We start from the raw sequence: 12862 nt of genomic DNA, 5'->3' as shown, positions 1-12862 counted from the left end.
CAATCGTTTTACTCTGCGACAAACTTCGCACTGACATACGGCGAGTAGTCAGGCAGAACACTTTCGACCTTGCCCTGTTCCTTCAAGAATTTCGCCGTCTCACCAATCGCCTTCGCCGTGCCGCCGTCCAGCAGCGCTGTGGTCTGTTGTGCCTTGGCGTCCGGGAATGCCGAACCCGCGAGCAATTCCGGAACGTCGGCAGCATTGGCACCGGTCAGTTTGGCGATTTTCTGTACAGGTACGGAGTCGGCCGTCCAGCTGTCTTTATGGGCGGCGTAATCGGCGAACGAGTCCAGAGTCACCTTGGCGAACTTGGCCACGACCTCAGGATGCTTCTCGGCAAAGTCTTTGCGCGCGACCCAGACTTCGAAGGTCGGCGCGCCCCACTGGCCGACCTGCGCGGCATCCGTCAGGGTCTTGCCGGTCTTGCGGATTTCACCCAGCGCCGGCGACCAGACAAAGGCACCGTCGATGTCGCCACGCTTCCAGGCTGCCGCGATTTCTGCGGGTTGCAGGTTCACCACTTTGACTTTCGAGGTGTCCAGGCCCCAGTGCTTGAGCGCACCGAGCAAGCTGTAGTGGGAGGTGGAAACGAACGGGGTGGCGATGGTCTTGCCGATCAGGTCTTCGGGCGTGTTGATACCGCTGCCGTTACGCACCACCAGTGCTTCGGCGGCATTGATCTGCGCCGAGACGATAAAGGCCACGATCGGCAGATTGCGCGAAGCAGCGGCCGCCAGCGGGCTGGAGCCGAGGTTGCCGATCTGCACATCGCCGGAGGCGATGGCTGTCACAACTTCCGGGCCGCTGTTGAACCGACGCCAGTCGATTTTCTCGCCGATGGCCTTCTCGTACACGCCGTCGGCCTGGGGGACTTTGCTCGGGTCGATACCGGTCTGGTAGCCGACGGTGAGGTTGGCGGCATGGGCTGAAAAAGAAATCAGCGCCGACACACAAACTGTAACAAATTGACTAGATAGTGCGCGTTTGGCCATCATGGCGTCGCCTTTTCGATAGGGTTTGACGAATCGGGGTTGCGTCAAAGCTAATCGATCTAAAAAAAGGCTAACAAATACCATTTAGTAATGAGCTTAGTCGCCGATACGCTGTATCCGGTAAGGATGGCAAATGGCTGGCCATATAGCTGAAAGGTATCAAAAAGAATTAATAAATTCTTTTTGGGTTTATCAGGAAGTCTTTACCCTGCAGGGACCAAATCACTGCGATTAGACCTTGGTCGTAGACATACAAGGTTACGATTGACTTGTCAGTCACGGTCTGGCGCTAATCGCGCATCTTAGGATCCAGGGGCATCAGACCCCGGACCAGGAACACAAGAATTAGAAACGAGAGGAGCGAAACATGAACAAGTCCACCTTGGCCCTGGCCGTGGCCGTAGGGGTTTTGGCGCAGCAGGCAGGCGCCGCCGGTTTCATCGAAGACAGCAAGGCCACCTTGGGGCTGCGTAACTTCTACATCAACACTGACAACCGTGACAGCGCTGCAAACACCCCTGCCAACAAGCGTGCAGGCGTTCAAAGCAAGCAGGAAGAATGGGGCCAAGGCTTCGATCTGCGCTTCATCTCCGGTTACACCCAAGGCACCGTAGGCTTCGGTATCGACGCCATCGGCCTGCTGGGCGTGCGTCTGGATTCGGGCGGCGGCACCAACGGTGCAACTTCGTCTTCCTACGGCGGCACTGTGTTCCCGAGCAAGTCCAACGGCGAAGCTGTTGATAACTTCTCGAGCCTGGGTCTGACCGCCAAGGCCAAGATCTCCCAGACCGAACTGAAGCTGGGTACCCTGCAGCCGAAGAACCCGGTGATCGTGACCAACGACGGTCGTCTGCTGCCACAAACCTGGCAGGGTGGCCAGATCACTTCCGCCGAGATCAAGGACCTGTCTCTGGTCGCTGGTCAGATCGAGGAAGTCAAAGGTCGTAACTCCAGCAACAACGAGAACCTGGCCATTGGTGGCGTGAACCCACGCATTTCCAACAGCAACAAGTTCATCTATGCCGGTGGCGACTACAAAATCACCAAAGACCTGACTGCCCAGTACTACTACGGCAACCTGGAAGATTTCTACAAGCAACACTTCCTGGGTCTGGTACACAACTGGGCAATCGGCCCGGGCGTGTTGAAGTCGGATCTGCGCTACTTCAACAGCCGTAGCGACGGTGCCAACGGTCATGACAGCACTTACTTCACCAACGGTTACTACGGCGGCACAGTCACCAAAGGTAAAGTCGACAACAACCTGTACAGCGGTCTGTTCCTGTACACCGTTGAAGGCCACACCTTCGGCGGCGGTTACCAGGTCAGCAACGGTGACAGCGACTTCCCTTGGCTGAACCAGGGTGACGGCTCGTCCAACTACACCATCACCGACATGCAGATCCAGAAGTTCGGCCGTGCCGGCGAACGCACCTGGCAGGGTCGCTACTCGTACGACTTCGCTAAAGTGGGCGTGCCTGGCCTGACCGCCGGTGTCGTTTACCTGCGTGGCGATAACATCGACAACGCCACTGGCGACAAGACCGAGTGGGAACGCGACCTGACCATCGGTTACGTCGTACCGGAAGGCCCGCTGAAAAACGTCGGCTTCATGTGGAAAAACGCTGTATGGCGCAACGACATTCCAGGTCAGCGCGACCAGGACGAAAACCGCCTGATCCTCAGCTACTCGATCCCGCTGTTGTAATAGCGCGCTCAGGTAACTGACGAAAAAAAGCCCCGTCCGGCATCGCGCCGGACGGGGCTTTTGCGTTTTCGGGTCCGGCTCACCCCCGTAAGCCTTTCCCGATGTTCCCCTCTTTACAGCAACTCAAGGCCTTCTCGAACCTTGAGGGCGATGTTCGTCGCGATGCTGCGGGACGTCCAGTGAACAGATGTTTAATATTCTATAAAGATATAAATATCTAGTTATTTATTCTTTTTCAGAAGATCGAATCCCGAGCTACAGTTGAGGTCTCCAACCACTCATCAGGAGCCGCACCATGAGCCTCAGACTTGGCGATATCGCCCCCGATTTCGAACAGGATTCCAGCGCCGGCAAGATTCGTTTCCACGAATGGCTGGGCGATAGCTGGGGCGTGCTGTTTTCCCACCCGGCGGACTTTACCCCGGTCTGCACCACCGAGCTGGGCTTCACTGCCAAGCTCAAGGACGAGTTCAACAAGCGCGGCGTGAAAGCCATTGCCCTGTCGGTCGACCCGGTGGACTCGCACCACAAGTGGATCGAGGACATCAACGAAACCCAGAACACCATCGTCAACTTCCCGATCCTGGCCGATGCCGATCGCAGGGTGTCCGATCTGTACGATCTGATCCACCCGAACGCCAACGACACCCTGACCGTGCGTTCGCTGTTCGTGATCGATCCGAACAAGAAGATCCGCCTGACCATCACCTACCCGGCGAGCACCGGGCGCAACTTCCACGAGATCCTGCGGGTAATCGATTCGCTGCAGCTCACCGACAACTACAAGGTGGCCACCCCGGCCAACTGGCAGGACGGTGAAGAGGTGGTGATCGTGCCGTCGCTCAAGGACGAAGACGAAATCAAGCAGCGCTTTCCGAAGGGCTATCGCGCGGTGAAACCGTACCTGCGCCTGACACCACAGCCGAACAAATAACCTACCTCGGTTCGTTCCCAGGCTCTGCGTGGGGGCGATCAGCAAAAACCACGATGCAGGGTTTCAGGCCGCTTTGACGGCCTGTTTTTTTGCCGCAAGAAAATGAAATGCATATCTCCATAAAGAATAACCAAATGAATAAATATGATTTATGGATATATGAATCAACTGGTAAGGTCACTGACATCGAAGCGAGATCGCAACCCGCGAATCGCCTGTAACGCGCAAGGAATCGTCTGAATGCTGGTCGTCTCACTCGGTGGCAGTCCCAGTCAACGTTCCCGCTCCGGGGTGTTGCTGGAGCGCTCGCGACGCTGGTTGCAGCAGCAAGGGGTGGAAGTGGTGAGTTATCAGGTGCGGGACTTCCCGGCCGAAGACCTGCTCCACGCCCGCTTCGACAGCCCGAAGGTGCTCGACCTGCTGCAACAGATTGAAAACGCCGATGGCCTGCTGATCGCCACGCCGGTGTACAAGGCGTCGTTCTCCGGCGCCCTGAAGACCGTGCTGGATCTGCTGCCCGAGCGTGCGCTGAACCACAAGATTGTCCTGCCGATGGCTACCGGCGGCAGCATCGCCCACATGCTGGTGGTCGATTACGCCCTCAAGCCTGTGCTGTCGGCGTTGAAGGCCCAGGAAATGCTGCAAGGGATTTTTGCCGAGGACAGCCAGATCGCCTACGGCGAAGGCAGTGCCCAGGCGCAGTTGGCGCCGGCGCTGGAGCAGCGGTTGCATGAAGCGCTGGACCAGTTTGTCAGCGCCATGGCCCGCCGGCCGAAGCCGCTGGAGCCGGGGCTGTTGAACGAACGTTTGTTGAGTGCTCGCTGGAGCATTTGAACCACACCGAAACTTGAAGTACTCACCTTACTCAGCCGCCAACGGCCAAGCAGGTGCAGCCAAAACCCAACAGCAAAAAGGAGAGCGCTATGCGCACTGTATTTTTGCGTCGTGGTCTGGTCGCTCTGTTTGCTGCGGCTGTGTCCTTCGGCGCCATCACTCAAGCTCAAGCCGAGACGCTACGGATCGGTTATCAGAAATACGGCACGCTGGTGCTGCTCAAAGCCAAAGGCACGCTGGAAAAGCGTCTCGCTGCTCAAGGCGTCGACGTGCAATGGACTGAATTCCCCGGCGGCCCGCAACTGCTGGAAGGCCTGAACGTCGGCTCGATCGACTTCGGTGTCACCGGCGAAACCCCGCCGGTCTTCGCCCAGGCTGCCGGTGCCGATCTGCTCTACGTGGCTTACGAGCCACCAGCGCCGAACAGCGAAGCGATCCTCGTGCCGAAAGACTCGCCGATCAAATCGGTGGCGGATCTCAAGGGCAAGAAAGTCGCCCTGAACAAAGGCTCCAACGTCCACTATTTGCTGGTGCGTGCGCTGGAAGACGCCGGCCTCAAGTACACCGACATTCAAACCGTATTCCTGCCGCCGGCCGATGCCCGCGCCGCGTTCGAACGTGGCAGCGTCGACGCCTGGGTCATCTGGGACCCGTACCAGGCCGCCGCCGAGAAACAGCTGCAAGCGCACACGCTGCGTGACGGCAAAGGCATCGTCGACAACCACCAGTTCTACCTGGCGACCAAACCCTACGCACAGAAAAATCCAGAGGTGATCAAGACCCTCGTGGAAGAAGTGCGCGCCGTCGGCGAGTGGTCCAAGGCCAACCCGGAAGACGTGACCCAACAGGTGTCGCCGCTGCTCGGCCTGCCGGCAGACATCACCCTGACCTCGGTGAAACGCCAGGGCTACGGCGCGCTGTTCCTGACCCCGGAAGTGGTCGCCGCACAACAGAAAATCGCCGACACCTTCTACCAGCTCAAGTTGATTCCCAAGCCGTTGAGCATCAAGGACGTGATCTGGACCCCACCGGCCGCTGTGGCCCAAAGCTCGGTCACCCAAGCCCAGTAAATCGAATCCCCAAGGAGACCACTCCATGAGCCTCAACATCTTCTGGTTCCTGCCTACCCACGGCGACGGCCATTACCTTGGCACCGCCGAAGGCGCCCGCGCCGTCGACCACGGCTATCTGCAACAGGTCGCGCAAGCGGCGGATCGACTGGGTTTTGGCGGCGTGCTGATTCCCACCGGCCGCTCCTGCGAGGACTCGTGGCTGGTGGCGGCATCGCTGATCCCGGTGACCCAGCGTCTGAAATTCCTTGTCGCCCTGCGCCCCGGGATCATTTCCCCGACGGTGGCGGCGCGTCAGGCGGCAACGCTGGATCGTCTGTCCGGCGGTCGTGCGCTGTTCAACCTGGTGACCGGTGGCGATCCGGAAGAGTTGGCCGGCGACGGTCTGTTCCTCGATCACGAAGCGCGCTATCAGGCCTCGGTGGAATTCACCCGGATCTGGCGTCGCGTGCTGGAAGGCGAAACCGTGGATTACGACGGCGAGCACATCAGCGTGAAGGGCGCCAAATTGCTCTATCCGCCGATCCAGCAACCGCGTCCGCCGCTGTATTTCGGTGGTTCGTCGGAAGCGGCGCAGGATCTGGCCGCCGAGCAAGTGGAAATGGTTCTGACCTGGGGCGAGCCGCCCGCAGCCGTTGCCGAGAAGATCGAACAGGTGCGCGCCAAAGCCGCCAAGCTCGGACGCACCGTGCGCTTCGGCATTCGTCTGCATGTGATCGTGCGGGAAACCAACGCTGAAGCCTGGCAGGCGGCAGATCGCCTGATCTCGCATCTGGACGACGACACCATCAAGCGTGCCCAGGCGTCGCTGGCGCGGTTCGATTCGGTCGGCCAGCAACGCATGGCCGCGCTGCACGGTGGCAGCCGCGATAACCTCGAAGTCAGCCCGAACCTGTGGGCCGGCGTCGGTCTGGTGCGCGGCGGTGCCGGGACGGCGTTGGTCGGCGACGGCCCGACCGTAGCTGCACGGGTGAAGGAATACGCGGATCTGGGCATCGATACCTTCATCTTCTCCGGTTATCCACACCTCGAAGAATCGTATCGGGTGGCTGAACTGCTGTTCCCGCACCTCGACGTCGAGCGTCCGGAACTGCCGAAAAGCGCCGGTTACGTCAGCCCGTTCGGCGAGATGGTGGCCAACGACATTCTCCCCAAAGCCGCGTCCCAGAGCTGAGGCGCTGCCATGAAGAAATTTATCCACAGCCTCGCGCCCTGGGCGTTGCCGGTGTTGTTGCTGGCGGTGTGGCAGTTGTCGGTGTCGGCGGGTTGGTTGTCGACGCGGATTCTGCCGGCGCCGGTGGCGGTGATCGAAGCCGGCGTGAGCCTGGTGCGCAGCGGCGAAATCTGGACGCACCTGGCGATCAGCGGCTGGCGCGCCGCGCTGGGCTTCACCATCGGTGGCAGCATCGGCCTGGTGCTGGGTTTCATCACCGGCCTGTCGAAGTGGGGCGAACGTCTGCTCGACAGCTCGGTGCAGATGATCCGCAACGTGCCGCATTTGGCGCTGATTCCGCTGGTGATTCTGTGGTTCGGCATCGATGAGTCGGCGAAGATTTTTCTGGTGGCATTGGGCACGCTGTTCCCGATCTACCTCAACACCTATCACGGCATCCGCAACGTCGACCCGGCGCTGGTGGAAATGGCCCGCAGTTATGGCCTGTCCGGTTTCAGCCTGTTCTGGCAGGTGATTCTGCCGGGCGCGCTGCCTTCGATTCTGGTCGGCGTGCGCTTCGCTTTGGGCTTTATGTGGTTGACGCTGATCGTGGCGGAAACCATCTCTGCCAGCTCCGGCATCGGTTACCTGGCGATGAACGCCCGCGAGTTCCTGCAGACCGACGTGGTGGTGCTGGCGATTCTGCTGTACGCGGTGCTCGGCAAGCTGGCCGACCTCGCGGCCCGTGGCCTTGAGCGTGTGTGGTTGCGTTGGCATCCGGCGTATCAAGTGGCGAAAGGAGGTGCGGTATGACCGCTCAACAACCTCCACGCCTGCTGCGCGGGATTCCGCTGGCGGTGCGCAACCTGCAAAAGACCTTCGGCTCGCGGCAGGTACTGCGTGACATCGATCTGCACATCCCGGCCGGGCAGTTCGTCGCCGTGGTCGGGCGCAGCGGATGCGGCAAAAGCACGTTGCTGCGCTTGCTTGCCGGCCTCGATCAACCCACTGGCGGCGATTTGCTCGCCGGTGCCGCACCGCTCAGCGATGCGCGGGATGACACCCGGTTGATGTTCCAGGAAGCGCGGCTGCTGCCGTGGAAAAAGATCATCGACAACGTCGGTCTCGGCCTCAAGGGCGACTGGCGCCCGCAAGCCTTGCAGGCGCTGGATGCAGTCGGCCTCGCCGATCGCGCCAATGAATGGCCGGCGGCACTGTCCGGTGGGCAGAAGCAGCGCGTGGCGCTGGCCCGGGCGCTGATTCATCAGCCGCGTCTGTTGCTGCTCGACGAGCCGCTGGGCGCACTGGATGCGCTGACCCGGATCGAGATGCAGCAACTGATCGAGCGTCTCTGGCAACAGCATGGTTTCACCGTGCTGCTGGTGACCCACGACGTCAGCGAAGCGGTGGCGATTGCCGACCGGGTGATTCTGATCGAGGACGGCGAAGTCGGCCTCGACCTGCAAGTGGAGCTGCCGCGCCCTCGGGTGCGTGGCTCCCATCGCCTGGCGGCGCTGGAAACCGAAGTGCTCAACCGTGTGTTGTCCCTGCCCGGCGAACCGCCGGCGCCGGAACCCGTTTCACCCTTGCCTACGCAACTGCGTTGGGCTCAATAACTCAAGCAAACGACAGGAATCAATGCCATGACTATCAAAGCCATCAACGTACGCAACCAGTTCAAAGGCGCGATCAAGGAGATCGTTCTCGGCGACGTGCTGTCGGAAATCGACGTGCAGACCGCTTCCGGCATCGTCACGTCGGTGATCACCACCCGTTCGGTCAAGGAGCTGGAACTGGAGGTCGGCAGCGAAGTGATCGCCTTCGTGAAATCCACCGAGGTGTCCATCGCCAAGTTGTAAGGGCGTGGGACAAAAACAACCCCGAAGGGTGTGAGCCCTTCGGGGTTTTTTGTGCCTGTCGCGTGCCGCGCTAGAGAACCCGCTTGGGCAGATAGGGCGGCAGATACAGCCCGATATAGGCATCGAACACCCGCATGCCTTCCTCGGCCATGCGCGGGGTGATTTGTCCGTGCTGCTGCACCGAACGGGCATAGACGCGGTCGCCCAGTTCCATGGCCAGCGCGAACACGTCGACGTCATCCGGCAGTCGCGGCAGTTCGAAGTGATGGTCGAACAGCTTGTGCATCAGGTCGCCGAGTTCGAGGTCGTGCTGGCGGTCGGCCTGAGTGACTTCGGTGAGGCCGTGCTGCGCGAGGATCAGCTGGCGGGCGGCGGCATCCTCGCCGTAGATCTCCAGCATCCGCTCCTCGACCAGCCGCGACAGGTCACGCCAGTCGCGCAGGGCATCGTGATCGATCGGCGCTTGCAGGCAGGCACGGAAGGCCGCGTGTACATCGGCCGTCAGGGCTTCGAGCAGCGCCGGGACGCTGGCGAAGAAGTGGTAGACCGAAGAGGGCGGAATCTGCGCGCGCTCGGCCACGCTGTAGATCGACAGGCTCGCCACGCCCTCGGCGGCCAGCAGCGTGCGCGCGGCGTCGAGTATCGAATCGATCCGCGCCTGACTGCGGGCACGGGGTTTGCGGACGGGGGCGGGACGCGTCATGAAAGTCTCCTGCGGGGCAGCGGGCATTGTACGCAGAGCTTGAATGTCTGCCACAGAGGCCAATAAAAAAACGCCGCTGGCTGAGAAGCCAACGGCGTTTTCCTTTGCTGCAATCCGCTTAAACGGTGTGCAGGTACCAGTTGTACTCGAGGTCGGAGATGGAGTGTTCGAACTCCTCCAGCTCGCTCTCTTTACAGGCGACGAAGATGTCGATGTATTTCGGATCGATGTACTTGGCCATCACCTCGCTGTCGTCCAGCTCGCGCAGGGCATCGCGCAGGTTGTTCGGCAGGCTCTGCTCGTTCTGCTCGTAGCTGTTGCCTTCGGTCGGAGCCGGTGGCTCGATCTTGTTGGTCAGACCGTGGTGCACGCCCGCCAGCACCGAAGCCATCAGCAGGTACGGGTTGGCGTCGGCGCCGGCAACGCGGTGTTCCAGGCGGACCGCGTCGGCGGAGCCGGTCGGTACGCGCAGGGCCACGGTGCGGTTGTCCAGCCCCCAGCTCGGCGAGTTCGGCACGTAGAACTGTGCGCCGAAACGGCGGTAGGAGTTGACGTTCGGGCAGAGGAAAGCCATCTGCGCGGGCAGGGTCTCGAGCACACCGCCGATCGCGTGACGCAGCGCGGCGTTCTGCTCGGGATCCTCGCTGGCAAAAATGTTTTTGCCTTCTTTGTCGAGAACCGAAATGTGGACGTGCAGACCGTTGCCTGCCTGGCCCGGGTACGGCTTGGCCATGAAGGTGGTGTCCATTTCATGGTCGTAGGCGATGTTCTTGATCAGACGCTTGAGCAGGACCGCGTAGTCGCATGCCTTGATCGGGTCGGCGACGTGGTGCAGGTTCACTTCGAACTGCGCCGGGGCACTTTCCTTGACGATGGCGTCGGCCGGGATGCCTTGCTCTTTGGCGCCTTCCAGAATGTCCTGGAGGCAGTCGACGTATTCGTCGAGGTCGTCGATCAGGTAGACCTGGGTCGAATGCGGGCGTTTGCCGGAGATCGGCGAGCGTGGCGGCTGAGGGCGGCCGTTCACGTTTTCCTGGTCGATCAGGTAGAACTCGAGTTCGAACGCGGCGCAGATGGTCAGGCCGAGCTCGTCAAACTTTGCAACAACTTGACGGAGAACTTCGCGCGGGTCGGCGAAGAAAGGGTCACCTTCGAGTTCGTGCATGGTCATCAACAGTTGCGCGGTCGGGCGCTTCTGCCATGGCTCGTTGCACAGGGTATCGGGGATTGGATAGCAGATACGGTCGGCGTCGCCGATGTCCAGGCCCAGGCCGGTGCTTTCCACCGTCGAACCATTGATATCCAGAGCAAATAGAGAGGCCGGCAGGTTGATGCCTTTCTCGTAAACCTTGTGGAGGCTGGTGCGTTCGATGCGCTTGCCGCGCACCACACCATTCATATCCGCAATCAGAAGGTCAACGTACAGAACCTCAGGATGTTCCTTAAGGAACGCGTTCGCTTCGTTAAGCTGAACGGCACGCGGGGGTACCGACATGATGCAACACCTTTGTTGTTAAAAATATCAATCATTGATCTTTTCTGGTTTCAGTCAACCCGAACGGCCTGCCGAAGTCAAGCGAGGCCTTTTCTGCCCTGAAAAAGCGCCACGAGGGCATTTATGGGGCACTTTGGGGCATTTTTTTATCCGTGAAGGACGCGCCACCCGCAGGCTTGAGCAGGCCGTGTTGTATTTTTTACGGGGGTGTTGTGTAAAAAAATGAACAAGGCTAAGCTCGGATCAAACCCATAACAGCAATAATACCGGGGTGCTTCATGTCTCGCCTGCCGTTAATCGGCGTCACCGACTGCTCTTTGCAGTCCGGTCTGCATGCTTATCACATCAGTGGCGACACGTCCGTCCGCAGCGCGGCCAGCAAGGCCTGCAACGTGCCAGCGATCTCCCAGCCCATGGCAGATCGAGCGCCAGCGTCCGATATTCTGGACGTGTGCGAGGGCATCCTCTTTAGCGGTTCTCCTTTCAATATAGATCTCTTTCCTGCTCCCGGCCTGCACCGCGTCCGTCGCCGTGCCCGTGATTCTGCACGCCCGGGATGTGCACAGGAAATGCAACGCCAGCGTAAAGGGCAGGTAAGCTCCTCCTTCATTGTCTATGCGCGGTGCCGGGCGTAAGCCGGCACTGCGCGCAAGCAAGGCCCTTTAACGCGACGCCTGGTGCGTCAAACATTGCCTGACATCTGTCAGGAGACTCAGCCCAGAGGCATTTATGAGTAACAACCTCGACCAGCTCACCGATTGGTTGAAAGACCACAAGATCACAGAAGTCGAATGCATGATCGGCGACTTGACCGGTATCACCCGGGGCAAGATCTCGCCGACCAACAAGTTCATCGCCGAAAAAGGCATGCGCTTGCCAGAAAGCGTTCTGTTGCAGACCGTGACCGGCGACTACGTCGAAGACGACATCTATTACGAACTGCTCGACCCGGCCGACATCGACATGATCTGCCGCCCCGACCAGAACGCCGTGTACCTGGTGCCATGGGCCATAGAGCCGACCGCCCAGGTGATCCACGACACCTACGACAAGCAAGGCAACCCGATCGAGCTGTCGCCGCGCAACGTCCTCAAGAAAGTCCTGAAACTCTATGCCGACAAGGGCTGGCAGCCGATCGTTGCGCCGGAAATGGAGTTCTACCTGACCAAGCGCAGCGACGACCCTGACTATCCGTTGCAGCCGCCAGTTGGCCGTTCCGGGCGTCCGGAGATCGGTCGTCAGTCGTTCTCCATCGAAGCGGCGAACGAATTCGATCCGCTGTTCGAAGACGTCTACGACTGGTGCGAATTGCAGGAACTGGACCTCGACACGCTGATCCACGAGGACGGCACGGCGCAGATGGAAATCAACTTCCGTCACGGCGATGCCCTGTCCCTGGCCGACCAGATTCTGGTGTTCAAGCGCACCATGCGCGAGGCCGCCCTCAAGCACAACGTGGCCGCGACCTTCATGGCCAAGCCGATGACCGGCGAGCCGGGCAGTGCGATGCACCTGCACCAGAGCATCATCGACATCGAGACTGGCAAGAACGTGTTCTCCAATGACGACGGGACCATGAGCCAGCTGTTCCTGCACCACATCGGTGGCCTGCAGAAACTCATCCCCGAGCTGTTGCCGCTGTTCGCACCGAACGTCAACTCGTTCCGCCGCTTCCTGCCGGACACCTCGGCGCCGGTGAACGTTGAGTGGGGCGAAGAAAACCGCACCGTGGGCCTGCGCGTCCCGGATGCCGGCCCGCAGAACCGCCGGGTGGAAAACCGCCTGCCGGGCGCCGACGCCAACCCGTACCTGGCGATTGCCGCGAGCCTGCTCTGCGGCTACATCGGCATGGTCGAAGGGATCAACCCGAGCGCACCGGTTGTGGGCCGTGGCTACGAGCGCCGCAACCTGCGCCTGCCGCTGACCATCGAGGACGCCCTGGAGCGCATGGAAAACAGCGCGACCATCGAGAAATACCTGGGCAAGACCTTCATCACCGGCTACGTCGCGGTCAAGCGGGCCGAGCATGAAAACTTCAAGCGCGTGATCAGTTCCTGGGAGCGTGAGTACCTGCTCTTCGCCGTCTGATACGCCGGGCGCGGTGGCCAGCC

At 60.5% G+C, this 12862-nt stretch carries 12 protein-coding genes; 9 read left to right on the top strand and 3 right to left on the bottom strand.

The window, feature by feature from the left end; genetic code table 11:
- Positions 1–8: 8 nt before the first annotated feature.
- Positions 9–998 (bottom strand): taurine ABC transporter substrate-binding protein, encoded by a 990-nt coding sequence (gene tauA, locus AC07XZ_RS01570; protein ID WP_102685823.1) that lies wholly within the window; start codon positions 996–998, stop codon positions 9–11.
- 364 nt (positions 999–1362) lie between these two features.
- Here tauA and AC07XZ_RS01565 point away from each other — a divergent pair, with 364 nt between their 5' ends.
- The 8 genes from AC07XZ_RS01565 (at position 1363) to AC07XZ_RS01530 (ending at position 8553) form a co-directional block, all read left to right on the top strand.
- The gene (locus tag AC07XZ_RS01565) at positions 1363–2703 is read left to right on the top strand and encodes an OprD family porin (RefSeq protein ID WP_102685822.1); all 1341 of its coding nucleotides are present in this window, start codon (positions 1363–1365) and stop codon (positions 2701–2703) included.
- 295 nt (positions 2704–2998) lie between these two features.
- Positions 2999–3637 carry a peroxiredoxin gene (locus AC07XZ_RS01560; RefSeq protein ID WP_085746734.1) on the top strand — a complete coding sequence of 213 codons (639 nt, stop codon included), beginning with the start codon at positions 2999–3001 and terminating at the stop codon, positions 3635–3637.
- Positions 3638–3877: 240 nt separating this feature from the next.
- Entirely contained in the window at positions 3878–4471 is a 594-nt protein-coding gene (gene ssuE, locus AC07XZ_RS01555; RefSeq protein WP_102685821.1) for an NADPH-dependent FMN reductase, read from the top strand.
- Between the two features lie 89 nt (positions 4472–4560).
- A complete protein-coding gene (locus AC07XZ_RS01550) occupies positions 4561–5541 on the top strand; it encodes a sulfonate ABC transporter substrate-binding protein (RefSeq protein ID WP_007953529.1) in 981 nt (326 codons plus the stop codon).
- Between the two features lie 25 nt (positions 5542–5566).
- The gene (gene ssuD, locus AC07XZ_RS01545; protein WP_011336452.1) at positions 5567–6715 is read left to right on the top strand and encodes an FMNH2-dependent alkanesulfonate monooxygenase; all 1149 of its coding nucleotides are present in this window, start codon (positions 5567–5569) and stop codon (positions 6713–6715) included.
- A 9-nt stretch (positions 6716–6724) separates the two neighbouring features.
- Positions 6725–7507, top strand: a complete 783-nt coding sequence (ssuC, locus tag AC07XZ_RS01540; RefSeq protein ID WP_085689862.1) for an aliphatic sulfonate ABC transporter permease SsuC — start codon at positions 6725–6727, stop codon at positions 7505–7507.
- Positions 7504–8310 (top strand): aliphatic sulfonates ABC transporter ATP-binding protein, encoded by an 807-nt coding sequence (gene ssuB, locus AC07XZ_RS01535; RefSeq protein WP_102685820.1) that lies wholly within the window; start codon positions 7504–7506, stop codon positions 8308–8310. Before ssuC ends, ssuB begins: the two co-directional genes overlap by 4 nt.
- Before the next feature lie 27 nt (positions 8311–8337).
- Positions 8338–8553 (top strand): TOBE domain-containing protein, encoded by a 216-nt coding sequence (locus tag AC07XZ_RS01530; RefSeq protein WP_007953520.1) that lies wholly within the window; start codon positions 8338–8340, stop codon positions 8551–8553.
- 70 nt (positions 8554–8623) lie between these two features.
- Here the strand turns inward: AC07XZ_RS01530 and AC07XZ_RS01525 are convergent, their stop codons facing one another.
- The gene (locus tag AC07XZ_RS01525) at positions 8624–9256 is read right to left on the bottom strand and encodes a TetR/AcrR family transcriptional regulator (RefSeq protein WP_085746732.1); all 633 of its coding nucleotides are present in this window, start codon (positions 9254–9256) and stop codon (positions 8624–8626) included.
- A 118-nt stretch (positions 9257–9374) separates the two neighbouring features.
- Positions 9375–10751, bottom strand: coding sequence for a glutamine synthetase family protein (locus AC07XZ_RS01520; protein WP_011336449.1), 1377 nt, complete (start codon positions 10749–10751; stop codon positions 9375–9377).
- Positions 10752–11480: 729 nt separating this feature from the next.
- Between AC07XZ_RS01520 and AC07XZ_RS01515 the strand changes: the two genes are divergently transcribed.
- Positions 11481–12839 (top strand): glutamine synthetase family protein, encoded by a 1359-nt coding sequence (locus tag AC07XZ_RS01515; protein ID WP_011336448.1) that lies wholly within the window; start codon positions 11481–11483, stop codon positions 12837–12839.
- Positions 12840–12862 lie beyond the last annotated feature (23 nt).

This window comes from Pseudomonas sp. GW458-11-26-14-LB4, from assembly GCF_059423925.1.
This window is presented reverse-complemented; position numbering and strand designations above follow the sequence as displayed.

Bases quoted from the DNA above. Each gene is read 5' to 3' on its own strand.
- tauA (WP_102685823.1), bottom strand. From the start codon at position 998: ATGATGGCCAAACGCGCACTATCTAGTCAATTTGTTACAGTTTGTGTG.
- AC07XZ_RS01565 (WP_102685822.1), top strand. From the start codon at position 1,363: ATGAACAAGTCCACCTTGGCCCTGGCCGTGGCCGTAGGGGTTTTGGCG.
- AC07XZ_RS01560 (WP_085746734.1), top strand. From the start codon at position 2,999: ATGAGCCTCAGACTTGGCGATATCGCCCCCGATTTCGAACAGGATTCC.
- ssuE (WP_102685821.1), top strand. From the start codon at position 3,878: ATGCTGGTCGTCTCACTCGGTGGCAGTCCCAGTCAACGTTCCCGCTCC.
- AC07XZ_RS01550 (WP_007953529.1), top strand. From the start codon at position 4,561: ATGCGCACTGTATTTTTGCGTCGTGGTCTGGTCGCTCTGTTTGCTGCG.
- ssuD (WP_011336452.1), top strand. From the start codon at position 5,567: ATGAGCCTCAACATCTTCTGGTTCCTGCCTACCCACGGCGACGGCCAT.
- ssuC (WP_085689862.1), top strand. From the start codon at position 6,725: ATGAAGAAATTTATCCACAGCCTCGCGCCCTGGGCGTTGCCGGTGTTG.
- ssuB (WP_102685820.1), top strand. From the start codon at position 7,504: ATGACCGCTCAACAACCTCCACGCCTGCTGCGCGGGATTCCGCTGGCG.
- AC07XZ_RS01530 (WP_007953520.1), top strand. From the start codon at position 8,338: ATGACTATCAAAGCCATCAACGTACGCAACCAGTTCAAAGGCGCGATC.
- AC07XZ_RS01525 (WP_085746732.1), bottom strand. From the start codon at position 9,256: ATGACGCGTCCCGCCCCCGTCCGCAAACCCCGTGCCCGCAGTCAGGCG.
- AC07XZ_RS01520 (WP_011336449.1), bottom strand. From the start codon at position 10,751: ATGTCGGTACCCCCGCGTGCCGTTCAGCTTAACGAAGCGAACGCGTTC.
- AC07XZ_RS01515 (WP_011336448.1), top strand. From the start codon at position 11,481: ATGAGTAACAACCTCGACCAGCTCACCGATTGGTTGAAAGACCACAAG.